Source organism: Labrys sedimenti (assembly GCF_034424805.1).
Lineage (GTDB): Bacteria > Pseudomonadota > Alphaproteobacteria > Rhizobiales > Labraceae > Labrys > Labrys sedimenti.
Genome location: NZ_JAXOUF010000004.1, coordinates 268,751 through 293,325, shown reverse-complemented (window position 1 = coordinate 293,325; position 24,575 = coordinate 268,751). Strand labels below are relative to the sequence as shown.

Below are 24,575 nucleotides of genomic sequence, written 5' to 3'. Positions count from 1 at the left end.
GGCGATGATGAAGGACGAATTACGCCGCTTGAATTCGCTGGCCGGTCCCCTTCCGGCCTTCGACATGGATGAGGTACCGGACGATCCGCGGCTTTTGTTTTCCTCGTGGTTCCGAGATGCGGTGCAGGCCGGCGTGCAAGAACCGCATGCCATGGTGCTCTCGACCGTCGACGAGCAGGGCGCGCCGGATGCGCGCATCCTCGTCCTCAAGCATCTCGATCATCGCGGCTGGCATTTCGCGACCACCGATCAGAGCCCGAAGGGAGGCCAGATTGCGCTCAACCCCCAGGTGGCGCTGACCTTCTATTGGATGCGACTCGGGCGCCAGGTGCGCGTTCGCGGCTCGGTCGAACGAGCGGGCCCGCATGAGCGCGACGCCGACTTTCTCGCCCGCCCGGCAGGCGCACGGGCAATTGCATTGACCGACAGGCAGAGCGAGCCGCTGGTGTCGGCAAAAGATCTTGAGGATGCGCTCGAATTGCAGCTAGACCGTATGCGGCAAAGGCCGGATCTGGTTGCGCGGCACTGGGGTCTTTTCATCGTGGCTCCGCGCGAGGTGGAATTCTGGCAAGGCGATACGGAGCGTCGGCATCGACGCCTGCGCTACCGGCAGGAAGCGACGGGATGGACACGCGAAAAGCTGTGGCCCTGATTTCCCGTTTCCTGTCCGCCGGCGATATTGCGGGGTAGGAAGAGGAGGGAACTAGAGCAAAGCGCGTTTAGACGGAAACGTTGTTTTTGCTCTAGCTCTTTGATTCGACGCGTCTTTGCGATTCTTGGTGATTCCACCAAATCGCAAAACGCTTTAGCTCAGGCCTGTGTCTCCCGATCGCCTGGCTGCTCCGGTGCGATCGGCTTGAACAGGGCGCGATCGGGCTTGAGGTCCAGCAAGGGGGTGCCATCCAGGCAATCCAGCCCGCGAACCAGCAGCGTCGATCCTTCAAGGGCCACCAGCGTCGCGATCGATGTGCCGATCGGGTTCGGGCGGACCGGCGAGCGGAGTGCGAATGTGCCATGGGTGGTGCCGTTGTCGGCGGGACTTTGACGGACGAGATCCCGGCGCGACAGGTGCAGCCAGTAGAGGACCTCCAGGCGTTCGAAGCGCTCGATGCCGTCGAGTGCTGCCTGCCATGGCTCGAAGATCTCGATGCGGCAGACCGGCCCGTCCGGCCGGCCCTGTCGCGGAGCCATCAGCCTCGACGTCCATGGTGTCCGTATCAGGCCAATGAAGACAAGCCCCGCATCGGTCGGCTCGGGAGGGGTAACCGCCACCTCGTTCCGCCGGATTTCGCTTTCACGAACCATGCTCGGATCCTTCTCGCGAAGCTTGCCCTCGCGTGTATATCACCGGGCCTTTCATATCAGCCCTCTATCGACAGAACGCTGTCATTCCTGGTCCAGCCAAAGGCGGCGGGGCCGGGATCCAGGGCCAAGGCCTGTGCTCGCCAGCCCCTGGATCCTCTTCCCCTCGCCATGCTCGGCCGAGAATGACGAGTCGCCTATTCTGCGGATTGGTAGCAAGCGCGGTAATCCTGATGCTGCGTGAAAGTTCCTGTCCCAGTCCCGGTCGACGATAGCAGATACTCGTCGTTGCGGCCGGCACGACCTTCGTCGTCAAGCCGGGGATCGGCGTGACCCTGGCAATCTCGGCATCGGTTTTCTATGGTGCTTCACCACCCTGGCGGTCGTGGGATGGCGGACGCATCGTCGTCGGCCAGCCCCGCACCGGCCGCGACGCCCGGCAAGCAGTCGCCCCTGGAGGACCATGTCCTTTCGGAGTGGTGCCGCTTCACCACGATCAAAGAAAGTGACGAATTGCGATGAACCGACCTGCCTATCCCGGCGTTGCCGGCCTTTCGAGTTCGGTGTTCTGCAAGAAGGAGCCGCGCAACACGAAGTTCATCTTCGCCGAGATCGTCGATTACGTGCTCTCCATGATCAGACCCGACGGGGCGCCGGTCACCTTCGTGCAGGTCGGCGCCAATGACGGCATGCGCGGCGATCCCATCAGCCGGCATGTGATCCAAGGCGGCTGGCGCGGACTGCTGGTCGAGCCGGTACCGGCTGCGATGGAACGGCTGCGTGCCCATTACGGCACAGGCCCTGGGCTGGTTTTTCGCGACGAGGCGATCTGGTCAGAGGAGGGCAGGCGCGATTTCCACATTGTTCGCGGCGAGGACGTGCTGAGCAGCTTCTCATTGCCGACGATCATGATGCACGAACTCAAATATGATGATCTGGCGGGGATGATCGAGACCGTTCCGGTCGCCACGCGCCGGCTCGACTCGCTCTGCCGGGAAACAGGATTCGAGACGGCGGATTTGCTGGTGGTCGATGTCGAGGGTTGCGACGACATCGTGTTGCGCACCTTCGATTTCGACCGTCACCGCCCTTCGGCGATCTTGTTCGAGCATGTGGCGCTCTCGGCCGAAGCGTCGCAGGCGATCGGCGAGTTTCTCGAGAAACTCGGCTATGAGATCATCTACGACCGCCACGACTGCCTGTGCCTTCTGGGCGAACGGTTCGAACCGCGGCTGGTCGAGTTCCTGGCACGGGTCGTCGGGGCCGCGCGCGACAATTGAGGAGCCGGCGGCACGGCGAACGGACCGTCACACATCCCTTTACCGTCTGTACCGATATTTGTCGGGTGCCGTCCCCTCCAAGGGGGGCGCCGGGTTTTCCGACACCTGTCCTGGATGAAGCCGTCCGGTTTCGAAATCCGGACGGCTCCCTTTCGTTGAAAGTCCCGGGCATCGTGTGGGCTACGGGAGAGCCGCGGTCGCCGAAGCCCCATGTCCTTACGGCAGTGCCAGTCTATTTGGCCGGTGCACCCTGCGCCGCCGTCTCGATCAGCTTGGCGACCGCAGCCGGGTTCGACACCATCACCACATGCGAAGCGCCCTTGACCACCACGGTCTGCTTGGAATGGGCCCGCTCCGCCATGAAGGCGAGGGCCTGCGGCGGGATGTTGCGGTCCTTGTCGCCATAGACGAACCAGGAGGGGATGGTCTTCCAGGCCGGCTCGGTCGAGGCTTCGCCGAGCGCGGCCTCGGCGATCGGGCGCTGCGTGGCGGCCATCAGCTTTGCCTCGCCCTTGGGCACATCGGCGGCAAACTGATCGGGGAATTTGGCCTGCTGGATATAGAGATCCTTGCCGCTGCCTGAGATCGGCACCGGCGGGGCCAGTGTCGGTCCGAGCGTCGAGCCGGGGAACTTGCCGGTAAGGCCGATGGCGGTCTCGCTCGTATCGGGTGCAAAGGCGGCGACATAGACGAGGGCCTGGACATTGGCCTTGCCGGTGGCGGCCTCGCTGATGACCGAGCCGCCATAGGAATGGCCGACCAGGACCACGGGCGTCTTGATGCTGTCGATCAGGCTGGCCACCGAGTCGGCGTCACCGCGCACGCTGCGCAGCGGATTGGCGGCGGCGACGACGGGATAGCCGTCCTTTTCGAGGCGCTGGATCACGCCGTTCCAGCTCGAGGCGTCGGCAAAGGCGCCATGCACGAGCACCACGGTCGGCTTGGCTGTCTCGGCCAGCGCGGGCGCACTCAGCAGCAGGGCGCCGGCGATCGCCAGCCCCTTCACGAAGTTCTTCATCGGATTTTCCTTCGGGTTGTCACCCGCAGCCTGTGTCGGGTGGAGGATGAAAACGCCCGGCTACATCTCGGGGGCGAAGGTGGCGCGCATGGCGGCCTCTTCCTGCCGGATGCGGGTCACCAGGGGAATGAGATAGAGAGGAATGCCGATCACCAGCGTCCAATAGGCATTGAGAGCTAGAGAAAAACCAATGAGTTCCGGCAGGATGTTCAGAAAGTAGTTGGGGTGCCGTACGAACGAGAACAGGCCGCTCTGGACCCGTCGATGCTGCGGGCTGATGATGATCTTGATCGTCCACAGGCCGCCGAGCGAGCGGATGACCGAGACGAGGACGAGGGCGGAGGCGAGATAGACCACGATGCCCGCGGCAGACACCAGCGTGTTCGGCTCATGTAGGCCGGCCGCCGCCTCGGCGACCGCGCAGATGTAGTAGAGCACGTGAGAGGCAGCGAGGAAGATGCTGTTCTTCGCGCCATATTCGGTCGCGCCGCCCCTCTTCAAGGCCTTTTCGTGCCGTGCCGAAATCACGAGCGTGATGAGGCGCCAGGCAAAGGCGGCGACGGCGAACAGGATGAGATGAAACGGCATGGAAATTCCCGGATCCTCTGGAGCAGGGCGCCTTATGGCGCCAGCCTGGTAAAGACATAGTCACGGGCCTTCACGCGCGCCTCGTGGCAGGCAAAGCAGGTCTCGTGCTGCGCCTGGTCCACTGGCTTGCCGTCGATGAAGCGCCCGAAGCCCCAACCGCCGGTGGCGGCATATTTCTTCGAATCCTTGACCATGACCTGCACCGTGGTCGCCTGCCCCGGTACCAAGGCGGATTCGAATTCGGGCGACTGGACATGCTTCCAGGCCAGCTTGACCAGTACCGTCCCATCGGGAAAGGGCAGGGTTCCGGCGCGATAGGCGTCGAGCGCGGTCTTGTTGCCGAGCACGGTGCGCAACTCGTTCAGGGGCTCGTGCTCCAGCGCCGGGGCGACCAGTTCCCATTGCCGGTAGCCGTCCGGAATGGTGACCCCATAGATCGGCGATGCCGGCTTGGAGGCACTTGCGGATGTGCTCGTGGGGCTGCTCGTACCTTGGGCGAGCGCCCCGGCCGTGGCGACGACCGCCGCCGCCAGGAGGGCTCCGGCCAAGGGCATGATCACTGAGGTCTTCATCATCGGGGTCCTGGTCCGGATCAGAAACGGGCGACGTCGAGCATTGCCTTGGCGAAGGCTTCAGGAGCTTCCTGCGGCAAATTGTGGCCGATGCCGCCGGTGATCAGGCGGTGCTCGTAGCGCCCGGAGAACCGCTTGGCATAGGCCGCCGGCTCCGGATGAGGCGCACCATTGGCATCGCCTTCCATGGTGATCGTCGGCACGGTGATCGTCGGCAGTGCGGCGAGCTTCTTCTCCAGCGCGTCATATTTGGCTTCGCCCTGCGCCAGGCCGAGCCGCCAGCGATAATTGTGGATCGAGACCGCGACATGGTCGGGATTGTCGAAGGCCTGCGCCGAGCGGGCGAAGGTCGCGTCGTCGAACTTCCATTGCGGCGAGGCGAGCTCCCAGATCAGCCGGGCAAAGTCATGGGTGTATTTCGCATAGCCGGCTTCGCCGCGATCGGTGGCGAAATAAAATTGATACCACCACTGCAGTTCCGCCTTCGGGGGCAGGGGGGCCTTGTTCAGTGCCTGGCTGCCGATGAGATAGCCGCTCACCGAGACCAGGGCCTTGCAGCGCTCGGGCCAGAGGGCAGCGACGATGTCGGCCGTGCGGGCACCCCAATCATAGCCGCCGATGACGGCCTTCTCGATCTTCAATGCGTCCATGAACGCGATGACGTCGCTCCCCAGCGCCGCCTGCTGGCCATTGCGGGGCGTCTCGGCCGACAGGAAGCGGGTGCTGCCATAGCCGCGCAGATAGGGCACGATCACGCGGTAGCCGGCGGCCGCCAGGATGGGGGCAACATCGACATAGCTGTGGATGTCATAGGGCCAACCATGCAGCAGCAGCATGGGAGCGCCATCGGCCGGCCCGGCCTCTGCATAGCCGACATCGAGCACGCCGGCCTTGACCTGCTTGAGCGCGGCGAAGGAGGTGTGCGCGCCGCGGCCGGAGGCGGTCGAGGTGGAATTGGCCTGCGCGCTGGCGGCGCCGATCGCGCCGAGCTGCGCGAGAACGGCTCCGAATGCCATGGTGCCGAGCAGGCCGCGGCGCGATTGTTCGATTTGTTCCGACATCGACATGAATCCCGATTGCTGAAGTTGTGGCCGTAAGAAGCCGCAACACTGTATCGGCCTTATGTCGCCATCAGCTGGATTTGAAAGGCTATGTAAGCCCCTTCCGCCTCTATACACAGTGATACAATCGGCCCAATGCGGCTGCTGGTCTGGGGAGCCCATTTAGGCAGTACCTGTATGGCAATGTATCTGCAGGCAGGCCGGATACAGCAGGATGCCGATCGGGGGCGGCGAGGACATATCGGGCAAACATGGCATCGCCAAAGACGGGGGGCACCGGCAGCAGGGCTGCCGCGAAATGAATGGAGTTGCCCCATGTCTTCAAACAGCGTGTCTTCAAACAATATGCCTTCGCTCAGGTTCGACACATCGCGACGCACTTTGCTGAAGTCGGCCGCCGCCGCGGCGCTCGTCGGCCTGATCCCCACCGCGCTCTATGCGGCGGGAGCCGGAAGTGATGTCAGGCCCTTCAAGATCGCGATCGCCGAGGCAGATCTCGTTGATTTGCGCCGGCGCCTGAAGGCCGCGCGCTGGCCCGAAGAAACGGTGTCGGATTTCTCGCAGGGCGTGACGCTGGAACGGCTGAAGCCGCTGGTCGCCTATTGGGCGGATTCCTATGACTGGCGCAAGGTGGAAGCCAGGCTCAACGCGCTGCCGATGTTCGTGACCGAAATCGACGGCCTCGACATCCATTTCATCCATATCCGCTCGCCGCACGCCAATGCCATGCCGATGATCATGACTCATGGCTGGCCGGGCTCGATCCTGGAATTCATGAAGGTGATGGATCCGCTGGTCGACCCAACCAGATATGGCGGCAACGCCAATGACGCCTTTCACCTGGTGGTGCCCTCGATCCCCGGCTTCGGCTTCTCGGGCAAGCCGACGGCCAAGGGCTGGGGCTCCGACCATATCGGCCGGGCCTGGTCCGTGCTGATGCGGCGCCTGGGCTATGAGCGCTATGTTTCGCAGGGCGGCGATTGCGGCTCGGTGATCTCCCACCGCATGGCCCTACAGAAGGTGCCCGGCCTGATCGGCATCCATGTCAACATGCCGGGAACGGTGCCCAAGGAGATCGCCGCGATCCTGACGGCGGGCGGTCCGGCGCCGGCAAGCCTCACGCCGGACGAGTGGCGGGCCTTCGACGCCCTCGATGTCTTCTACAAGGACAGCTCGGGCTACGCGACCATGATGGTCACGCGCCCGCAGACCATCGGCTATTCCCTGGTGGATTCACCCGTGGGCATGGCTGCGTGGATGTATGAGAAATTCGCCACCTGGACCTATAGCGGCGGCGATCCGGAGAAGGTGCTGACCAAGGACGAGATGCTCGACGACATCTCCCTCTACTGGTTAACCCAGACGGGCGCTTCGGCGGCGCGCATCTATTGGGAAGACCACTCCAACAATTTCAACGCCGTCGACATTCCCGAACTGCCGGTCGCCGTGACGGTCTTCCCGGGCGAGATCTATCGCGCGCCCCGGAGTTGGGCGGAGCGGTGCTATCACAACCTCGTCTATTTCAGCGAGGCTGGGAGTGGCGGCCATTTCGCAGCCTGGGAGCAGCCGGGCCTCTTCGTGCAGGAAGTTCGCGCCGCCTTCCGGTCGCTGCGCTGACGCGATCACTATCGGCGCCCGTTCCCATCCAGGCGGGCGCCATTGAAACCCTGACGTTGTTGTTTGCCCGCTCTGGCAGCTTTCGTGGAGAGATCCGCAAGGGTTGCATCGGTCATGCCGTTCTTCGCCGAGAAATACGGCAGGCAATGGTGAGCTTCCCGGCAACAACTGGCCTGTGTTCGCGGCTTCCGCCACGCGCGATGAGCCGAAGGTGACGAAGAAATTGTAATGATATTATTGATCTCAACAACACCCGCCGCTCCGGCAGGTGACTTTTTATTTGCAATTCATGAACGGGTGTAATTGTCTGAAAAAAACAAGCAGGAAAAGGGGGACATCGGCATGAACCGCTCGATCCGCAGGCGTCTCGGGGCGCTCGCAATTCTTGCCGCCTCGCTGGCCGTGACGCCGGTTCTGGCCGAGGAGCCCATCGCGCTCGGCTGGGTAGGGCCCCTATCGCCGCCCGGTAACTATTCCGGCGGGCAGGAAATGCAGTGGGCCGTGCAGCTTGGTGTCGACGAGATCAACAAGGCCGGCGGCGTGCTCGGCCGCCAGCTCCAGGTCACCTATGAGGACACCAAGGGGCAGCCGGCGGAAGGCAGCGCAGCCGCGGTCCGGCTGATCACCAAGAACAATGTCTCGGCGATCTTCGGGGAGTTCCATTCCTCCGTGGCGCTCGCGGAAATCGAAGAGGCGCACAAATATGGCGTGCCCTGGGTCGGCACCGATGTCTGGGCCGACGACGTCACCGCCAAGCAATATCCGGAAGTCTTCCGCGTCTCCCCCGCCAACTCGCTGGTCTATGTGAAGGCCGCGGACTGGACGGTCGAACAGGGTTTCAAGAACGTTGCCATCATCGCCGAGAACACCGATTTCGGCCAGGGCGGCGCCAAGATCATCGCCAGTGAGCTCCAGGCCAAGAACGTCGCCAACACGCTGGTCACCATCGACCTCAACCAGCAGGATTTCACTCCCGCCTTGCTGCGCCTGATGAGCCAGAGCCCGCGCCCCGACGCCATCCAGATGGTGATCGCCGGCCAGGCCCAGTACCAGCTGGTGAAGCAGGCCTGCCAGCTCGGCCTTGCCCCGACCGCCGAGACCAAGCTGATTGGCTCGTCCGGCCTCTTGCAGAAGGAGGTCTGGGAGGTCACTGGTGCCTGCGCCAAGAATCTCTTGATCGTCAACGTCGCCCAGCCGAAGTCGCAATGGAACGACAAGGCCAAGACGTTCGTGGCGGCGTTCACCGAGCGCTACAAGCGGGCGCCCACGGGCGTCGCCCTGGAAGCCTATGACACGCTGGGCGTGGTGGTCGAGGGCATCCGCAAGGCCGGATCTGCCGATCGCGCCGCGATCGTCAAGGCTCTCGAGGCGGTTAAGTTCGAAGGCGCCAACGCCACCTATAATTTCCCGGCGACCAAGGCCCCGGCCTGGGCCTTCCATCAGTTCATGGACGTGCCCTTCACCATCATCCAGTACACCACGGAGAACCAGAGCCCGGAAGAGGCGGCCATCGTCTATCCCAAGAACTGGGCGACCACGGACAAGATCCTGCCTTGATGGAGCGTGCCGACGGATGCCGGCTTCGACCGCCGGCCCTAGCCCGCTGCAGCCGATGGTGACCCGGTCATGAGTTATTTTCTTCTCCTCGCCGTCAACGGACTGGTGATCGGCCTCATTTACGCGCTCATCGCCTCGGGTCTGACGCTGGTCTTCTCCGTGCTGAAGGTGGTCAATTTCGGCCATGGCTCGCTCTACATGCTGGGCGGCTATGCCTCCTACTACCTGATCACCGGCCTCGGCCTGCATCCGCTGCTCGGCGTCATCGGCGCGATGATCGCCCTGTTCCTGTTCGGGATCGCCTTCGAGCGGCTGGTGATCGCGCCGATGTATACCGACAAGGTCGAGCGCAAGGACGAATACGCCATCATCGTCACCTTCGGGCTCACCATCCTGCTCACCAATCTGGGTCTCGTCGTCTTCGGACCGTTCGCCAAATCGCCGCCCTCCTTCATGGCAGGGGTCTTGATCGCCGGCCCGCTGATCCTGCCCTATGATCGGCTGATCGCGGCTGTCGTCGCGGCGATCCTGCTGGTGGGGCTCGCCCTGTTTCTCAAGCGCACCACGCTCGGCCAGGCGCTCGATGCCGTCAGCCAGAGCCGCGAATCCGCCGCCGTCATCGGCATCGATCCGCAGCGCATGTATACCGTCGCCTTCGGGCTAGGCTCGGCGCTGGCCGGTGGAGCCGGCGCGCTGATCGCCCCGGTCTTCGCGCTCTCGCCCTCGATGGGCGACCTGCCGGGCGTGCAGGCCTTCATCATCATCGTGCTCGGCGGCATGGGCTCGGTCGGCGGCTCGATCGTCGGCGGCATCCTGCTCGGCCTCGTCCAGAGCCTCGGTGTCGGCTATCTGCCCGATCCCAACCGGGCGCTGGCCTACACCCAGGCCTTCGGCGCCCTGCTGCTCGTCGTCACGCTGCTCGTGCGGCCGACCGGCCTTTTCGGCCGCTCGCATCTGCGCCTCGAATAGGCCGGGCAGACCATGGCGCGCTTCTCCCTGTCCCAGGCCGTCCAGGCCATCCTGTTGATCGCCGCGCTGCTCGCCCCGCTCGGCGCCGGCACCTACTGGATCCATGTCGGTGCCATCGCCTGGTACTACGCCTTGCTGGCGGCGAGCTGGGCCATGCTCGCCGGCTTCGCCGGGCAGTTCTCCTTCGCCCATGTCGCCTTCGCCGCCCTTGGCGGCTATGCCTCGGCTCTCGGTACCAGCCTGCTCGGCCTGCCGCTCGCCCTCTCCATGTTGTTGGCCGTCATCCTCGCCGCGATTGCCGGCGCATTGATCGGCGCCCTGGTGCTGCGATTGTCCGGCCCCTATCTCGCACTGTTCACGCTCGCCCTCGCGGAGATCTTCCGCATGGTGCTGGTGGCCGAGGAGGGCGTTACCCGCGGCATGCTCGGCCTGCCGGTGCCGACCCTGTTCGCCGGTCGGTCGGACCTGCCCTATTACTATCTCGGCCTTGGCCTCGTCGTCGCTGCCATGCTGGCGATGAACGGCCTCCTGGCAACGCGTGTCGGCCTGTTCCTGCGTGCCATTCGCGAGGATGAAGGCGCGGCGCGGGCCAGCGGTATCGACACGACGCGCTACAAGATCCTGGTCTTTGTCGTCACCAGCATGATCGCCGCCGTGGCCGGCATCTATTACGGGCATTTCATCGGCATTCTGACGCCCAACATCGCCATCCTGCCCGAAATGGGACTGGTGATCGCCATGGCGGTGATCGGTGGTATCGAGAGCCTGCCCGGCGCGGTCATCGGCGCCGTCGTGGTTTTCGTGCTGTCGGAATTCCTCAGGGCGTATGGCGAATGGCGCTTCGTCCTGATGGGCCTGGTGTTGATCCTGGTGCAGCGCTTCGCCCAGAACGGCCTTTATCCGATGATCGAGCGCTGGGGCCGGGCACGCCGGACCGCGCAGGCAGGCCAACCAGCTGGGAAACGCCATGCCGAATGAGAGCGCAGCCTTCTTCTCCGTCAGCGGCCTCGCCAAGCATTTCGGCGGCATTCATGCCGTCGAGGACCTGTCCTTCACCCTGCAGCGCGGCGAGATACTGGGCCTGATCGGTCCCAACGGCTCGGGCAAGACCACCACCATCAACATGGTCACGGGCGCGTTGAAGCCCGATGGCGGCAGCATCGAGGTCGAGGGCGCCGACATGGCCGGCCAGCCCGCCTATCTCTATGCCCGCCGCGGCATTGCGCGCACCTTCCAGGTGCCGCGGCTGTTCCGGCGTATGACGGTGATGGAGAACCTGATCGTTCCCGCCCTCTCGGACGCCTCGGAACGCCGCCGGACGGCCGAGGAGCGGGCCCGCGGCGTGCTCGCCTTCCTCAGGCTCGAGCACCTTGCCGACCATTATGCGCGCGCGCTCTCCGGCGGCCAGCAGAAGCTCCTGGAACTCGGCCGCGCGCTGATGCTGCGGCCGCGCCTGCTCCTGCTCGACGAACCCTTCGCCGGTGTGCATCCGCGCCTGCTCGATGAGATCGTCGAGCATATCCGCAGCCTGAACCGGGACGGCCATACCATCGTGCTGGTCGACCACAATCTGGATGCGGTGCGCTCGGTCGTCACCCGCGTGCTGGTGATGGCGCGGGGCCGCAAGATCGCCGACGGCGCCGTGTCGGACGTGCTCCGCAATGCCGACGTGGTTCGCGCCTATACCGGCACGCGCATGGGAGGGCCTTGAAATGAACCCGGCCACGGCGTCCGTCCCTGCCGAGCCGCGCTGGAGCGACGGGCCTGGCTTGCTGGCCTGCGAAGGTCTCGTCGCCGGTTATACCGGCGACATCGACATTCTGCGCGGTCTTTCGGTGAAGGCCTGGCCCGGCCGCATCTCCTGCGTGGTCGGGCCGAACGGCACCGGCAAGTCGACCCTCCTGAAATCGCTGTTCGGCTTCCTGCGCCCCAGCGCCGGCCGCGTGCTGCTGGGCAGCAGGGACATCACCGGCAGCCCGCCCTTCCGCATGCTCGGTCTCGGCGTCGCCTATCTGCCGCAGCGGCCGAGCCTGTTTCCGCATCTGTCAGTGGAGGCCAATCTCAAGCTCGGCCTGTGGCATGCGAGGCCGAAGAAGCAGATGCTGGCCGAGCGTCTCGACAGTGCCTATCAGCGCTTTCCCGTCATCCGGGAGAAACGCGGTCAGCCGGCCGGTCAGCTTTCCGGCGGCCAGCAGCGGCAGGTCGAGATCGCCCGCAGCCTGATGGCCGATCCCTCCGTCTATCTGATCGACGAGCCGACGGCCGGAGTCGATCCGCAGACCAGCGAAACCATCTACGACATCGTACAGGGCCTGGCGCTCGACCTGTCGAAAGCGGTGCTGCTGGTCGACCAGGATATCCGCGCCGCGCTTGCCATCACCGACTACGTCTATGTGGTGAAGAACGGCACCGTCTTCTCGGAAGGAGAGCGTGACGATTTCGGCACCGACACCGATGCGCTGGTGGCGCGCTGGCTCTATGCGAGCGGGGAATAGAAGTTCGAGCCACATCGCCTGAACGGCATGGCTCAGGGCGCTTGATAGGCGGGCGGTGGCTCGAACAGCCCGCCGCGGCGGATTTCGAGGGCTCGGCCGATGCGCAGGGCCAGCGCTTCCTCGAAACGTGGCACCGCGATCTGCAGGGCGGTCGGCAGGCCGGTCCCGACCAGGCCGGTCGGGATGCTGAGCGCAGCCATGTCCATCAGGTTGACGAAGCGCGTGAAGGTGCCGAGCGGTGTCTTCGTCTCGTCGATCTCGGCCAGCGGCGGCGGCAGGATCGGGGCCGTGGGCGTCAGCAATGCGTCCGTGCCCTCCAGATAGGCGGCGAATTCGACCTGCGCGGCGCGCCGCTGTTCCAGCAGATCCTGGTAACGGGCGGCGTCGACCTGCCTGCCCTTGAGGATGCGCGACCGTACATCCGGATGCAGCGGGCTGTCGTCCGGCCCGGCATAGCGGCCGAGATGGTGCCAGGATTCGGCCGACATCAGCTCACCGGTCAGGGTCATATAAGCCTCCGGCGGCCGGGGCATCGCCTTTTCCCGAATGTCCGCACCGAGTGCCTCGAGATCGGCAAGTGCTGCCCGGAAGCGCTCGAAGACGAGGGGCTCGACAGCGGCAAGGCCCGCAGCGGCGGGGATGCACAGGCGAAGGCCGGCAAGGTCATGCTCCGGCGCGCTCGACAGGGCGACCGGCGGCACGCCGAATGTCGCCGGGTCGAGTGGATCCCGCCCGGTCATGGCGGCAAACAGCAAGGCTGCGTCCTCAACCGAGCGCGTGAGGGGACCGACGCTGTCGAAGGAGGTGGCGAGGGTCATGAGACCCCCGCGCCCGATCCGGCCGACGGTGGTCTTCAGGCCGACGATGCCGCACATGGCGGCGGGGTTGCGGATGGAGCCGCCGGTGTCGGTGCCGAGCGCGGCCGGAACCAGGCCGGCGGCAACCGCCACGCCGGAGCCGCTGGAGGAGCCACCGGGCGCCCGGGGGACATCGGGATCCCGTGGATTGAGCGGCGTGCCGGTGATAGGATTGGTACCCCAGCCGCCGAAGGCGAATTCGACGGTCTGCACCTTGCCCACGAGCACCATGCCGGCCTCCGCGAGGCGCGTCACGGCGTTGGCCGTCACAGTCTGGGGCTCGGCGCCGAGAGCCCTGGAACCGGCCCTTGTCGGCCAACCCCGGACATGGAACAGATCCTTGGCGGCATAGGGGACGCCGTCGAGAAAGCCTCGCGCCTCGCCGTGGCGACGGCGCTGGTCGGACGCGACGGCAGCCTGGAGCGCTTCCTCTGCAAAGACGCCGACAAAGGCATGGAGCGTGCTGTCATGGGCGGCGATGCGCGCCAGGGCGCGGCCTGTGATGGCTTCGGAGGTGGTACGCCCCTCCGCCAGCAGGCGGCCGAGTTCGGCCGCTGTTGCGAATGCGGAAATGTCGTCTGCGCCCATACCAGTCTCCTCGCCGGATTCGGCCCAGCAAAGCATGGCGCGGCCCGGCAAGGAAAGACCAAGATGCGGATCGCCATCAGGCCGGCACCACTGGAGCCGGCCTGCGAGGCCTCTGCTAAGACAGGGCCCGGTGGTCAGGGGACAAGCAGCAGCTTGCCCGTGGTCCTGCGGCTCTCCATGTCCGCATGGGCCCTGGCCGCATCCGCCAGCCGATACTTGCCGCCGACCCGAACCGCGAGCTTGCCCTCGGCCAGCCAGTCGAATAATTGGGCCGAGCGCCTGCGCAGCAGTTCGGGCGTATGGATATGATCGAAAAAGGTCGCGTAGCCGATCTTGATGCTCCTCGGCAGGCTCATGATGTCGAGCGGGCCGGGGCCGCCCAGGACCGGGCCGTACCAGCAGAACGTGCCGGACCGGCGCAGGATGTCGAGCGAGCCCTGGAAAGTGGCGGGCCCCGAACCGTCATAGACCACGTGGACGCCTTCGCCCCTGGTCAGGCGCAGGGCCTCCTCGGCAAACTGGCCTTCGGCATCGACGATCACATGGTCGGCGCCGGCCGCCTTGGCCATGGCCACCTTGTCGGGCGTCGAAACCCGCCCGATGACCCGGCCGCCCCGCAGCTTGATGATCTGCGTCAGCAGCAGCCCCACGCCACCGGCGGCGGCGTGGACGAAGGCGGTGTCGCCGGGCTGAACGGGATAGAAGTCGGTGGCGAAGTGACTGGCTGTAAGACCCTGCATCATGATCGAGGCGGCAGTCCCGTCGTCGATCGCGTCGGGTACGGGCACCAGCGCACTGGCCGGGATCGCGATCCGCTCGGCATAGCTGCCCGGCGCATAGACCCAGGCAACGCGCTGACCCGGCTTGAAGTCCTCGACGCCGTCACCCAGCGCCAGGACGCGGCCGGCACCTTCCACGCCGAGAATCTTGGGATTGGGCATTTCAGTCCAGGCCATGCCCTGCCTGACGCCGATATCCATGAAGTTGACGCCGGTAAAGGCGACCTCGACCAGGACCTCACCGGGGCCGGGCACCGGCTCGGCGTGTTCGACATGGCTCAGCCTGTCGCCTCCGCCGATTCCGTTCATGACGATGGCTTTCATTTCTCATACTCCAATTTTGAATGTTCGTTCCTGAATTTTACAAAAAAAGGGCCTAACACAGGGCCCTCAGGGCCATGTCGGCCAGGCTGGCCAGGATCCGATGGTCGGCGCCGCTGCGCCCGGCAATCCGGATGCCGGCGATGCTGGCGACCAGAAATTCAGCCGTTCTGTCCGGATCGAGGCCGGCGGCGACGTCTCCTTCGCGCTGCGCGTCCCGGACCCGGCCGGCAAGGACGCCGCCCAGGCTTCGGGCCAATGAGGCGTTGATCTCGGCGAGATCGGCGCGGGAAACCCCGAACTCGCAGATCGAGCCGGTACCGAGGCAGGCCCGGTCGGCCGTATCGACCACCCGGCGCAGCATCGCCTTGATGCCATCCATGCCGCGTGCGCCGCTTCGCAGGGCATCGAAATGGGCCGAGCATTCTCCCAGCCCATAGCGGCGGACCGCCGCACAATAGAGCTGCCACTTGTCGCCGAAGGCGGCATAGAGGCTTTGCCGGCCGATGCCCATGGCGTCGACGAGCATCTGGGCCGAACTGCCTTCGAAGCCATGTTCCCTGAATACGCCGATCGCGGCGTCGAGGGCGGCGTCAGTGTCGAATTCCCGTAATCTTGCCATGTCGATCACCTAAACATTCGGGAACGAATGTTCAAGAAAAATCTTGAATGGGAACCCTGCTTTCGCCATTGCGTCGGACCACGCCATATCGAGACGCCGAACCGTACGCCCCGGAAAGTCGTCATCCGAAGGTGAAGGCATAGGCCTCGACGCCGGGGTCGAGAAAGCGGACCTCGAAGGTCCGCGCCGCCACGCTGCCGGATTGGCGCACGAGCTGGTAGAGCCGCGTCTCGGTGACCAGGCCGTTTCCCTGCGCATCGATATCGGCCCCATGGTCGGAACCGGGCGCCTTGCCGTCGACGGTGACCCGCAGGCGCACGGGCTTGCCGGCAGCGCCGGGACCGAGCACGAGATGCAGGTCGCGGGCGCTGAAGCGATAGCTGATGCCGCCGCCTGCCTTGTCGAGAACGGCTTTTTCCGGACCGACGGTCCACGTGCCCGACAAGCCCCATTGATTGAGCCCGGGATCGGTGACCGAATAGTCGCGGGCCGCGTCAGGCGCCAGACGCTCTGACGAGGCAAAATTGTCGGCGCGGCCATAGCCGAGATAGGTCTCCTGCGAACCGAGATTGCCGAGGTCGGGACTGGCCTCTGCGCCTTTCGTAGCGGGAGTGACCGCTTCTTTCGTGAGCCCGTCGCTGCCGGCCTCCCGCAGCAGGTCCTGGATCGCCTGTTCGGTCTGGCGATAATTGCCCTCGCCGAAATTGTGGTAGCGGATCTGGCCTCGGGCATCGATCAGGTAGAAGGCCGGCCAATAGCTGTTCTGGAAGGCGCGCCAGATGCGATAGTCATTGTCGACCGCCACGGGATAGGAGATGCCGAAATCCTTGACCGCCTGCCTGACATTGCCGAGCTTCTTTTCGAAGGCGAATTCGGGCGCGTGCACGCCGATCACCACCAGCCCCTGGTCCTTGTATCTGTCTGCCCAAGCACGGACATAGGGTGTGGTGCGGATGCAGTTGATGCAGGAATAGGTCCAGAAATCGACGAGCACCACCTTGCCGCGCAGTTGCTCCGTCGTGAGCGGGGGCGAGTTCAGCCAGGCCACGGCGCCGTCGAGCGAGGGAGCCTGGCTCTCGACGGGAAGATCACTGCGGAAGGGGGTCTCGGCCTTGGCGCTGGCGATCAGCATGCCGCCGCCGGCGAGACCCGACGCTATGGCGGTTCGCGGATCCACATGCAGCCTGTCGAGGATGGCCTGCTCGATGGTTGACGTGCTGGCATAGGAGAGCCGCGCCAGCAGGCCAGTATCCAGACCCAGGGCAACCGTGCCAACCCCGGCAAGCACGGCCACGCCGAGGCCCTGTCGAACGCGCTCGCTGACGCCGAGCGAACGCTTCATGCCCGCAAGCAGCCTGCCGCCCACCAGGAGGGCGCCGGCCAGCGAGGTGGCGGCGCCACCCGCATAGGCGAGCAGCAGCAACGTCGTCTCGATATTGGCGCCCTGAAGAGCCGCGCCGGTCAGGACCAGGCCGAGGATCGGCCCGGCGCAGGGCGCCCAGAGCAGGCCCGTTGCCACGCCGAGCATGAGCGAACTGCCGGCGGTCCGCGCGCCCGAGGCGGCCGAGGCACCGTGCAGCCGGTTGCCGAGGTCGACGATCGGCTGGGTGACCGCACCGGCGAGGCGCGGCGAGATCAGGCTCAAGCCGAACATGGCCAGAAGCGCGAGCGCAGCCAGGCGCCCGAACTCGTTGGCCTGGATGACCCAGCTCCCGCCGACGGCCGCCAGGGTCGCAACCAGCGCAAAGCTGCCGGCCATGCCGGCAAGCATGGGCAGCCTGCCGCGCAGGAAGGGCAGGTCTGCCCCGGCGAAGACGAAGGGGAGAACGGGCAGGATGCAGGGGCTGAGAATGGTCAGCACGCCGCCGAAAAAGGCAATGGCTAGAAGAACCATCATTGTCTCCTGTGCAACGGAGTGTCGGGCCCACGATGGCAGAGAGGTCCGACGGGCAAGGAGGCTGATGTGGCGTGCGCGAGTATCGTGAATGTGTCCGGGGCCTTGGCCGATTGTACCGGAGTGTAGGCGCCGGTCCGGCGGCGACACATGGACACAAAAAGCAAGGCGCCGGCAATGCGGCCCCGATTGTATCGGAACGTATCCGCGCCGCCGGATCCTACATGCATATGCAATGGGTGCCGGCGAGGACACATCCAGGATACATCGCGCTGGCTTGATTGCGCCTTGTGCCGTGGCCCTGATTCCTGCGCCTTGTATGAGATTTCCAGCAGGCGAAAGCGGTTTGCGACCTGATGGCGTCGCCGGGAATCGCAAAGCGCCCAAGCCAATCCGTTGGATGGGCTTGGAAACAACGAACTCGAGCAATGTGCGTTTTCACCAGAACGCGCATTGCTCTAGAAGACATGGCGTTGCGATGTATGACCCGGACTCGAATGCATCGTTTGGGTATCAGTTGACCGGCGGAAGCAGGACGTTCAGGCATGGAACATGTCGACCACATACTGATCGTCGATGACGACAGCGAAATTCGCGACCTGGTGTCGAGTTATCTGAAGAAGAATGGCCTTCGCGCGTCGGTCGCCGCCGATGGACGCCAGATGCGCAGCTTCCTCGACGCCAACACGGTCGACCTGATCGTGCTCGACGTGATGATGCCGGGCCAGGATGGCCTCGTGCTCTGCCGCGAATTGCGGGCCGGAAAGCACAAGGCCACACCGATCCTGATGTTGACGGCCCGCAGCGACGAGATGGATCGCATCATCGGGCTGGAAATGGGCGCCGACGACTATCTGCCCAAACCCTTCGCCGCGCGCGAATTGCTGGCGCGCATCAACGCCGTCCTGCGGCGAACCCGCATGCTGCCGCCCAATCTGCAGATCAGCGAGGCCGGACAGCTTCTGACCTTCGGCGAGTGGCGGCTCGACACCGTCGGCCGCCATCTTCTCGACAGCCAGGGCACGGAGGTGGCACTAAGCGGGGCCGAGTACCGGCTGCTGCGCGTCTTCATCGACCATCCCCAGCGCGTCCTCAACCGCGACCAGCTCCTGAACCTCACCCAGGGCCGTGATGCCGACCTGTTCGACCGCTCGATCGACCTCCTGGTCAGCCGCTTGCGCCAGCGACTCGGCGATGATGCGCGCGAGCCGACTTACATCAAGACCGTGCGCAGCGAAGGCTATGTTCTCTCCGTTCCCGTCGAGATCTCGGAGCCCAGGTCATGATGGTCGATGGCGCGTACCGCGCCCTGTGGTGGCCCAAGAGCCTTCGCGCCCGACTGTTCCTGATCCTGCTGGCGGGTCTTGCGATCGCCTATGGCCTGTCCTTCGGTGTGCTCTATGCCGAACGCTATATGTCGGCGAAGGCGCTGATGCTGCGCACGCTGGAAAACGATGTCGCGACCTCGATCGCGGTGCTCGATCGGACGCCGGCGAGTGAAAGACCGGAACTGCTGGATTGGTTGAGCCGCGGCAACTACAACCTCACGCTGGGGCCGGGCCTTCCCGGCGTGCCCAATACCTCCAGCCACGGCCAGGAGATCGCCGCGAAACTGGAGAGCGCCGCCGGGTCCCGTTTCCCCCTGCGCATCGAAGCCATCCCGGGGGAGGGCAACCGCCTGCAGGCCCACCTGACCTTGAGCGACGGCAGCCCGCTGACCATCGAGATCACGCCGCGAGGTGTCATGCCGATCGCGGATTGGCTGCCCTATGTCCTGGTCCTGCAGATGGCGCTTCTGCTGTTCTGCACCTGGTTCGCCGTCCGACAGGCCATCCGCCCGCTCGGACAGCTTGCGGCCGCCGCCGATGCGCTCGATCCCACCAAGAAGAGCGTGCCGCTCAGCGAGGCCGGGCCGAGCGAAGTCGCGCATGCAGCCCGTGCCTTCAATGCGATGCGCGAACGCATCGCCCATTATCTGGAGGAGCGCGTCCAAATTCTCGCCGCGATCTCCCATGACCTGCAGACGCCGATCACCCGGATGCGGCTCAGGGCCGACATGGCCGACGATTCACCGGAGAAGGACAAGTTGGTGCGGGACCTGCGTGAAATCGAACGCCTGGTCCAGGACGGCATCGCCTATGCGCGCAGCTCGCATAGCAGCGGCGAGAAGGCGGCCCGCATCGATCTCGCCTCCTTCATCGACAGCATCGCCTATGACTATCAGGATACCGGCAAGGCGGTGACCGTCGTCGGTTATGTCGATGGCGTCGCCTCCACCAAGCCGCATGCGTTGCGGCGCATTCTTTCGAACTTCATCGACAATGCGTTGAAATTTGCGGGCGCCGCCGAGGTCGGCGTGGAGCGCAGTGCCGACGGCAAGACCGTCATCACGGTGATGGATCGTGGTCCCGGCATCCCCGAAGACATGCTGAAGGCGGCCATGCAGCCCTTCTTCCGGCTGGAACAGTCGCGCAATCGCGAGACCGGCGGCACGGGCCTGGGCCTTGCCATCGCCCAGCAACTGGCCGGCACCATCGGTGGTGCGGTCCGGCTCTACAATCGCGACGGCGGAGGGCTGGCGGCAGAAGTCGTCATCCGGTGAAGGCCGGGGTATTTCCAAGGTTTTCAGGCATTGCGGTATGCCAACATGTCGCTCTGGCCGCAAGGTACGCTTTGTTACACTTCCGGGGTTTTCGGAAACATCGCGGACAAACGCCCCCTCCAAAACACTCCAGTCTTTCCGATGCCGCAGACGGCGACATCGCCAACCCTAGATGGACAGGAGTGTATCATGACCAAGATCGACAAGGTTCTCTATACCGGCCGGACCCATACCACCGGCGGCCGGGACGGGGCCGCGCGCAGCGAGGATGCCCGGCTCGATATCAAGCTGTCGCCCCCCGGCAGCAGCCAGCCCGGCACCAATCCCGAGCAGCTCTTTGCGGCGGGCTGGTCGGCCTGCTTCATCGGCGCCATGGGGCTTGCCGCCGGCAAGCGCAAGCTGAAGCTCCCGACCGACACGGCCGTGGATGCGGAAGTCGATCTCGGCACCACCGACGGCGCCTATTTCCTGCAGGCGCGCCTGAAGGTCAGCCTGCCCGGCCTCGATCGCGAGCTTGCACAGGCGGTCGTCGAGGAAGCCCACCAGACCTGCCCCTATTCGAAGGCAACGCGCGGCAACATCAATGTGGAGCTTTCCCTCGTCTGAGGAAGGAATTCTCCATCTCGCCCCCTTTTCCATCCGCAACCGATAGGGCGCGGCACCGCCGCGCCCGGCGAGGTTTCCAATGAAACGGATCACGATTTGCCTACTCGGCCTGGCGATCCTGGCAACTTCCTGCGTCTACGAACCGGCCTCCAGCGAACCATCGCCCCTTGCAGGGTTGCTGGCGCTTGCAGGAGTGTTGACCCCCGGTTTGCCGCGATGACCGCTACGAGATGCGAGGGGCCGCCGGTCTCGCACGGGCGTTCTTGCAAGACCGAGTTCGGCAAGGATCGGAGCGCTCGTCTCTCGTATTGTCCGTCAAATCACAAAACGCTCCGGATGCTTGTGCACAAGGCCCGGGGTATGGTGAGTTAACGGCGTTGAGTCTTTGAGCGCCTGCTCGCATGAGGGCCGCCGGATGGATAGCCGTATGGAGTCGAGTTTGCCCTCTACCGTTTCGCAGCCTGTTGTAGCCTCCCTGACGGGCAGTGCGATTTTTCTGGTGGTGACGGTGAAGCCCGGCGCGGAGCCGGAAGCGGCGATCCGGGCCTTGTGCGCGGACCTGTCTGGATTGCTGCGGGCGGTGGGGTTCCGGGACCTGGAGGGGCGGCTGTCCTGCGTGATGGGTCTGGGCTCGCAGATGTGGGACCGTCTGTTCGGGGCGCCCCGGCCGAAGGATCTGCATGCCTTCCGCGAGGTCCACGGCGTCCATCATGCGGTCTCGACGCCGGGGGACCTGCTGTTTCACATCCGCGCCCGGCGCATGGACCTTTGCTTCGAACTGGCGGCGCAGATCATGGCGCGGATCGGGGAGGCGGCCGCCGGCGTGGACGAGGTGCACGGCTTCAAATATTTCGACGACCGCGATCTGATCGGCTTCGTCGACGGCACCGAGAACCCGGTCGAGCAGGCGGCGGTGGCGGCCACCATCATCGGCGAGGAGGATGGCGCCTTTGCTGGCGGCAGTTATGTGATCGTGCAGAAATACCTGCATGACCTGGCGGGCTGGAACCGTCTGCCGGTCGAGATGCAGGAGCGGATCATCGGGCGTGCCAAGCTGTCGGACATCGAGCAGGAGGATGCGCGCAAGGCGCCCTATGCCCACAATGTCCTGACCTCGATCGAGGAGGATGGCGAGGCGCTGGAGATCGTGCGTGACAACATGCCGTTCGGCGATGCGGGCAAGGGTGAGTTTGGCACCTATTTCATCGGCTATGCCCGTTCGCCCCGCCGGATCGAGCAGATGCTGGAGAACATGTTCATCGGCCGCCCGCCGGGCAATTACGACCGGCTGCTGGATTTCAGCCGGGCGGTGACGGGTTCGCTGTTCTTCGTGCCCTCGGCGACGTTCCTGGATGACGTCACGGCCGCGGCCGGCGCTCCGGCGCCGGGCGAGGCGGCCCCGCCGGAGCCCGAGCCGGCACAGAATCCCGGTTCACGACCGTCCGGCGGCGATGGTTCGCTCGGCATTGGATCGCTCAAGAAGGAAGCAGGTCATGAATAATCTCCATCGGGAGCTGGCACCGATCTCAGAGGCTGCCTGGGGGCAGATCGAGGAAGAGGCGGCGCGCACCCTCAAGCGCCATCTGGCGGCGCGGCGGGTGGTCGACCTCGAGGGCCCGCAGGGTCTGGGGGCCTCGGCGGTGGGGACCGGGCATGTTCGCCCGCTGGCCGGGCCTGGCGAGGGCATCGAGGCGGTGCAGCGGGAGGTGAAGGCGCTGGTCGAGCTGCGCGTCGGCTTCGAACTCGCCCGCTCGGCGATCGACGATGTGGAGCGGGGGGCGGCCGACTCGGACTGGTCGCCGCTGAAGGAGGCGGCGCGCAAGCTGGCCTTCGCCGAGGACCGGGCGGTGTTCGACGGCTTTGCGGCGGCCGGGATCGGGGGCATCCGCCAGGGCCTCAGCAACCCGGCGCTGACGCTGCCGGCCCAGGTGAAGGCCTATCCGGACGTGGTGGCGCAGGCGGTGAGCCAATTGCGGCTGGCGGGGGTGGAGGGCCCCTATGCGCTGGTGCTGGGAGCCGATGCCTATACGGCGGCGGCCGGCGGCAGCGATGACGGCTATCCGGTCTTCCACCATATCGAGCGCCTGGTCGACGGGCCGGTGATCTGGGCGCCGGCGATCGAGGGTGGGCTGGTGGTGACGACACGGGGCGGGGATTTCGAGCTCTCCGTGGGCCAGGACATCTCCATCGGCTATGCCAGCCATTCGGCGACCTCGGTGCAGCTCTACTTCCAGGAAAGCCTGACCTTCCGCCTGCTCACGGCCGAAGCAGCCGTCGCCCTCCTGCCCGCCGGGAAATAGCGCTCCGCCGGCACGAGGCGCGCTCTGCCAGCGGGTGCGAGCAGGCGACATATCCGGCAAGCCGGGTTTTTGCGTAAGCGACCCGGCTGTCAAAAATGCGCAAGATCATCGCCGGGACGTATGTAGATCCAATCAATCCCCGCATGGTCGGCCCATTTGATCGTGCAGGCGAGCAAGTCGTCCAATAGATGAAAGGCCCCGATCGGAACGGACGGTACGCTGTCGCCGGTGGATGTGGTGCTGTTGATCGACCAGACGGGCCCCTCCCTGGTGATCAAGACCCAGTCTCCCCGCTGCGTGGAATATTCTCGGAATTGATTGCTTGTTCTGGCACAATGCCGCGAGGATTAGCCAGCTTTATTACCAAATCACGATAAATCGGGACGTCGATTTTTCCTGTTCAACGGCAGCGGGCTATACCAACGGTCTTGATGCTTGACCGATCAAGTACTTTCATTGCTTCACTACGCTCGCAAGGACGCGTGTGTCAAACATCGCGACCGTTGGTATTACACTCGTTGATCGCGATCGACCGGACGTATCAACATTCCACCCATGCCGTAATCTTTCGAGGCAAAGTGTGCAAGGGCGCCGGCGTCGCCCTCCTGGGCGATCTTCATTCTGGACCTCGCGACGTGGCAGGAACGTCGTCGATTATGAGGTCTGCCGAGAAAGTCCGCAGTTCGTTCTGCCTTAGACATGTCGATGGTTGAGAGCGGGCAATGTAAATCAGCTGCTTCCCGGTCGTCGATAGTTATCGTGAATTACACGCAGAAGGCGATCGATCAAGGATAAATCCAGAAGTGTTCTAAATAGTTTTACCGGAAATCATGATTATCTTTGAAGATAAGCTTTACACTGGCGTGCAATTGCCTGAAAGTCTGAGACAGCGCAGCGACAGGGTCCACAATGCTGCGCACATAAGAAAAACGTCACTCATTTCGCATCAACACAAAAAGAAAGTGACTGAACATGCTCGAGGACGACACGAGTTTGCTCGACCTGACCGCCGACATCGTCTCCGCCTATGTTGCCAACAACCAGGTCGCTACCGCTTCCCTGGCGGATCTGATCCGTTCGGTGCATGGAAGCCTTACCGGCCTGAACGATCCCAAGCCGGTCGCGGCGGACAAGCCACCGACGCCGGCGGTTTCGATCAGGAGATCCATCACGCCCGACTACGTGATCTGTCTGGAAGATGGCCTCAAATTCAAGTCGCTCACCCGGCATTTGCGAACGGCGTATAATATGACGCCGGAACAATATCGGGAGAAGTGGGCGCTGGCGGCAGATTACCCGATGGTTGCGCCGAACTATTCGGCCCAACGTTCTCGCCTGGCGAGGGAGTTTGGCCTCGGCCAACGACGCCAGGAGCCCGAGAGCATGCCAGCATCGCCTCGCGCTCCAAGCAAGGGCAAAAGGAAAAAGGTATCGTAGGCGGACATCGCTCGCGCCGGGTAAAACAATCCACCATCAAGATCCGGGATCGAACAGCTGGAGAAAAGTGCGATTTCTTCGGACCGCACCTTTACTCGAACGCCTTGTAT

Annotated in this window: 24 protein-coding genes; 14 read left to right on the top strand and 10 right to left on the bottom strand. The window is 64.6% G+C overall.

Annotation, left to right across the window (positions count from 1 at the left end; all coding sequences use genetic code 11):
• Nucleotides 1–4 precede the first annotated feature (4 nt).
• Complete coding sequence (locus tag U1R88_RS16390) at nucleotides 5–652, top strand: pyridoxine/pyridoxamine 5'-phosphate oxidase (protein ID WP_322432186.1); 648 nt, start codon at nucleotides 5–7, stop codon at nucleotides 650–652.
• Nucleotides 653–810: 158 nt separating this feature from the next.
• Here the strand turns inward: U1R88_RS16390 and tsaA are convergent, their stop codons facing one another.
• Entirely contained in the window at nucleotides 811–1,305 is a 495-nt protein-coding gene (gene tsaA, locus U1R88_RS16385) for a tRNA (N6-threonylcarbamoyladenosine(37)-N6)-methyltransferase TrmO (protein ID WP_068284414.1), read from the bottom strand.
• A gap of 515 nt (nucleotides 1,306–1,820) precedes the next feature.
• Between tsaA and U1R88_RS16380 the strand changes: the two genes are divergently transcribed.
• On the top strand, nucleotides 1,821–2,582 hold the full coding sequence (locus tag U1R88_RS16380; protein ID WP_322432185.1) for an FkbM family methyltransferase: 762 nt from the start codon (nucleotides 1,821–1,823) through the stop codon (nucleotides 2,580–2,582).
• Between the two features lie 232 nt (nucleotides 2,583–2,814).
• On the opposite strand, the gene U1R88_RS16375 is transcribed toward U1R88_RS16380, so the two are convergent.
• Genes U1R88_RS16375 through U1R88_RS16360 form a run of 4 tightly spaced genes read right to left on the bottom strand, consistent with a single transcriptional unit; the run spans nucleotide 2,815 to nucleotide 5,821 of the window.
• Nucleotides 2,815–3,600: an alpha/beta fold hydrolase gene (locus U1R88_RS16375; RefSeq protein WP_322432184.1), complete on the bottom strand. Its 786-nt coding sequence runs from the start codon at nucleotides 3,598–3,600 to the stop codon at nucleotides 2,815–2,817.
• 60 nt (nucleotides 3,601–3,660) lie between these two features.
• A complete protein-coding gene (locus U1R88_RS16370) occupies nucleotides 3,661–4,188 on the bottom strand; it encodes an isoprenylcysteine carboxylmethyltransferase family protein (RefSeq protein ID WP_322432183.1) in 528 nt (175 codons plus the stop codon).
• 32 nt (nucleotides 4,189–4,220) lie between these two features.
• Nucleotides 4,221–4,742: a cytochrome P460 family protein gene (locus U1R88_RS16365; RefSeq protein WP_425545445.1), complete on the bottom strand. Its 522-nt coding sequence runs from the start codon at nucleotides 4,740–4,742 to the stop codon at nucleotides 4,221–4,223.
• Nucleotides 4,743–4,780: 38 nt separating this feature from the next.
• On the bottom strand, nucleotides 4,781–5,821 hold the full coding sequence (locus U1R88_RS16360; protein WP_322432182.1) for an alpha/beta fold hydrolase: 1,041 nt from the start codon (nucleotides 5,819–5,821) through the stop codon (nucleotides 4,781–4,783).
• Nucleotides 5,822–6,136: 315 nt separating this feature from the next.
• On the opposite strand from U1R88_RS16360, the gene U1R88_RS16355 reads away from it, so the two are divergent.
• The 6 genes from U1R88_RS16355 (at nucleotide 6,137) to U1R88_RS16330 (ending at nucleotide 12,459) form a co-directional block, all read left to right on the top strand.
• The gene (locus U1R88_RS16355) at nucleotides 6,137–7,438 is read left to right on the top strand and encodes an epoxide hydrolase family protein (RefSeq protein ID WP_322432181.1); all 1,302 of its coding nucleotides are present in this window, start codon (nucleotides 6,137–6,139) and stop codon (nucleotides 7,436–7,438) included.
• A gap of 342 nt (nucleotides 7,439–7,780) precedes the next feature.
• On the top strand, nucleotides 7,781–8,995 hold the full coding sequence (locus U1R88_RS16350; protein ID WP_322432180.1) for an ABC transporter substrate-binding protein: 1,215 nt from the start codon (nucleotides 7,781–7,783) through the stop codon (nucleotides 8,993–8,995).
• 69 nt (nucleotides 8,996–9,064) lie between these two features.
• Nucleotides 9,065–9,964: a branched-chain amino acid ABC transporter permease gene (locus U1R88_RS16345; RefSeq protein WP_322432179.1), complete on the top strand. Its 900-nt coding sequence runs from the start codon at nucleotides 9,065–9,067 to the stop codon at nucleotides 9,962–9,964.
• A 12-nt stretch (nucleotides 9,965–9,976) separates the two neighbouring features.
• The gene (locus U1R88_RS16340) at nucleotides 9,977–10,942 is read left to right on the top strand and encodes a branched-chain amino acid ABC transporter permease (RefSeq protein ID WP_322432178.1); all 966 of its coding nucleotides are present in this window, start codon (nucleotides 9,977–9,979) and stop codon (nucleotides 10,940–10,942) included.
• Entirely contained in the window at nucleotides 10,932–11,675 is a 744-nt protein-coding gene (locus tag U1R88_RS16335; protein ID WP_322432177.1) for an ABC transporter ATP-binding protein, read from the top strand. The genes U1R88_RS16340 and U1R88_RS16335 overlap by 11 nt, the downstream gene beginning before the upstream one ends.
• Before the next feature lies 1 nt (nucleotide 11,676).
• Nucleotides 11,677–12,459: a branched-chain amino acid ABC transporter ATP-binding protein gene (locus tag U1R88_RS16330; protein WP_322432176.1), complete on the top strand. Its 783-nt coding sequence runs from the start codon at nucleotides 11,677–11,679 to the stop codon at nucleotides 12,457–12,459.
• Nucleotides 12,460–12,491: 32 nt separating this feature from the next.
• On the opposite strand, the gene U1R88_RS16325 is transcribed toward U1R88_RS16330, so the two are convergent.
• From U1R88_RS16325 to U1R88_RS16310, 4 genes are all read right to left on the bottom strand, one after another.
• Nucleotides 12,492–13,904, bottom strand: coding sequence for an amidase (locus tag U1R88_RS16325; RefSeq protein ID WP_322432175.1), 1,413 nt, complete (start codon nucleotides 13,902–13,904; stop codon nucleotides 12,492–12,494).
• A 134-nt stretch (nucleotides 13,905–14,038) separates the two neighbouring features.
• Nucleotides 14,039–15,007: a quinone oxidoreductase family protein gene (locus tag U1R88_RS16320; RefSeq protein ID WP_322432174.1), complete on the bottom strand. Its 969-nt coding sequence runs from the start codon at nucleotides 15,005–15,007 to the stop codon at nucleotides 14,039–14,041.
• A gap of 52 nt (nucleotides 15,008–15,059) precedes the next feature.
• The gene (locus U1R88_RS16315) at nucleotides 15,060–15,626 is read right to left on the bottom strand and encodes a TetR/AcrR family transcriptional regulator (RefSeq protein ID WP_322432173.1); all 567 of its coding nucleotides are present in this window, start codon (nucleotides 15,624–15,626) and stop codon (nucleotides 15,060–15,062) included.
• A gap of 121 nt (nucleotides 15,627–15,747) precedes the next feature.
• Nucleotides 15,748–17,520 carry a cytochrome c biogenesis protein DipZ gene (locus U1R88_RS16310; RefSeq protein ID WP_322432297.1) on the bottom strand — a complete coding sequence of 591 codons (1,773 nt, stop codon included), beginning with the start codon at nucleotides 17,518–17,520 and terminating at the stop codon, nucleotides 15,748–15,750.
• A gap of 545 nt (nucleotides 17,521–18,065) precedes the next feature.
• Here U1R88_RS16310 and U1R88_RS16305 point away from each other — a divergent pair.
• From U1R88_RS16305 to U1R88_RS16285, 5 genes are all read left to right on the top strand, one after another.
• The gene (locus U1R88_RS16305; protein WP_068287811.1) at nucleotides 18,066–18,806 is read left to right on the top strand and encodes a response regulator; all 741 of its coding nucleotides are present in this window, start codon (nucleotides 18,066–18,068) and stop codon (nucleotides 18,804–18,806) included.
• A complete protein-coding gene (locus tag U1R88_RS16300) occupies nucleotides 18,803–20,122 on the top strand; it encodes an ATP-binding protein (protein ID WP_322432172.1) in 1,320 nt (439 codons plus the stop codon). The genes U1R88_RS16305 and U1R88_RS16300 overlap by 4 nt, the downstream gene beginning before the upstream one ends.
• Before the next feature lie 189 nt (nucleotides 20,123–20,311).
• The gene (locus U1R88_RS16295; RefSeq protein ID WP_322432171.1) at nucleotides 20,312–20,728 is read left to right on the top strand and encodes an organic hydroperoxide resistance protein; all 417 of its coding nucleotides are present in this window, start codon (nucleotides 20,312–20,314) and stop codon (nucleotides 20,726–20,728) included.
• Nucleotides 20,729–21,155: 427 nt separating this feature from the next.
• On the top strand, nucleotides 21,156–22,229 hold the full coding sequence (locus tag U1R88_RS16290; protein ID WP_322432170.1) for a Dyp-type peroxidase: 1,074 nt from the start codon (nucleotides 21,156–21,158) through the stop codon (nucleotides 22,227–22,229).
• Nucleotides 22,222–23,028: a family 1 encapsulin nanocompartment shell protein gene (locus U1R88_RS16285; protein ID WP_322432169.1), complete on the top strand. Its 807-nt coding sequence runs from the start codon at nucleotides 22,222–22,224 to the stop codon at nucleotides 23,026–23,028. Before U1R88_RS16290 ends, U1R88_RS16285 begins: the two co-directional genes overlap by 8 nt.
• Before the next feature lie 89 nt (nucleotides 23,029–23,117).
• On the opposite strand, the gene U1R88_RS16280 is transcribed toward U1R88_RS16285, so the two are convergent.
• Nucleotides 23,118–23,306: a hypothetical protein gene (locus U1R88_RS16280; RefSeq protein WP_322432168.1), complete on the bottom strand. Its 189-nt coding sequence runs from the start codon at nucleotides 23,304–23,306 to the stop codon at nucleotides 23,118–23,120.
• Between the two features lie 694 nt (nucleotides 23,307–24,000).
• On the opposite strand from U1R88_RS16280, the gene U1R88_RS16275 reads away from it, so the two are divergent.
• On the top strand, nucleotides 24,001–24,465 hold the full coding sequence (locus U1R88_RS16275) for a Ros/MucR family transcriptional regulator (protein ID WP_322432167.1): 465 nt from the start codon (nucleotides 24,001–24,003) through the stop codon (nucleotides 24,463–24,465).
• The last annotated feature ends 110 nt before the right edge of the window (nucleotides 24,466–24,575 follow it).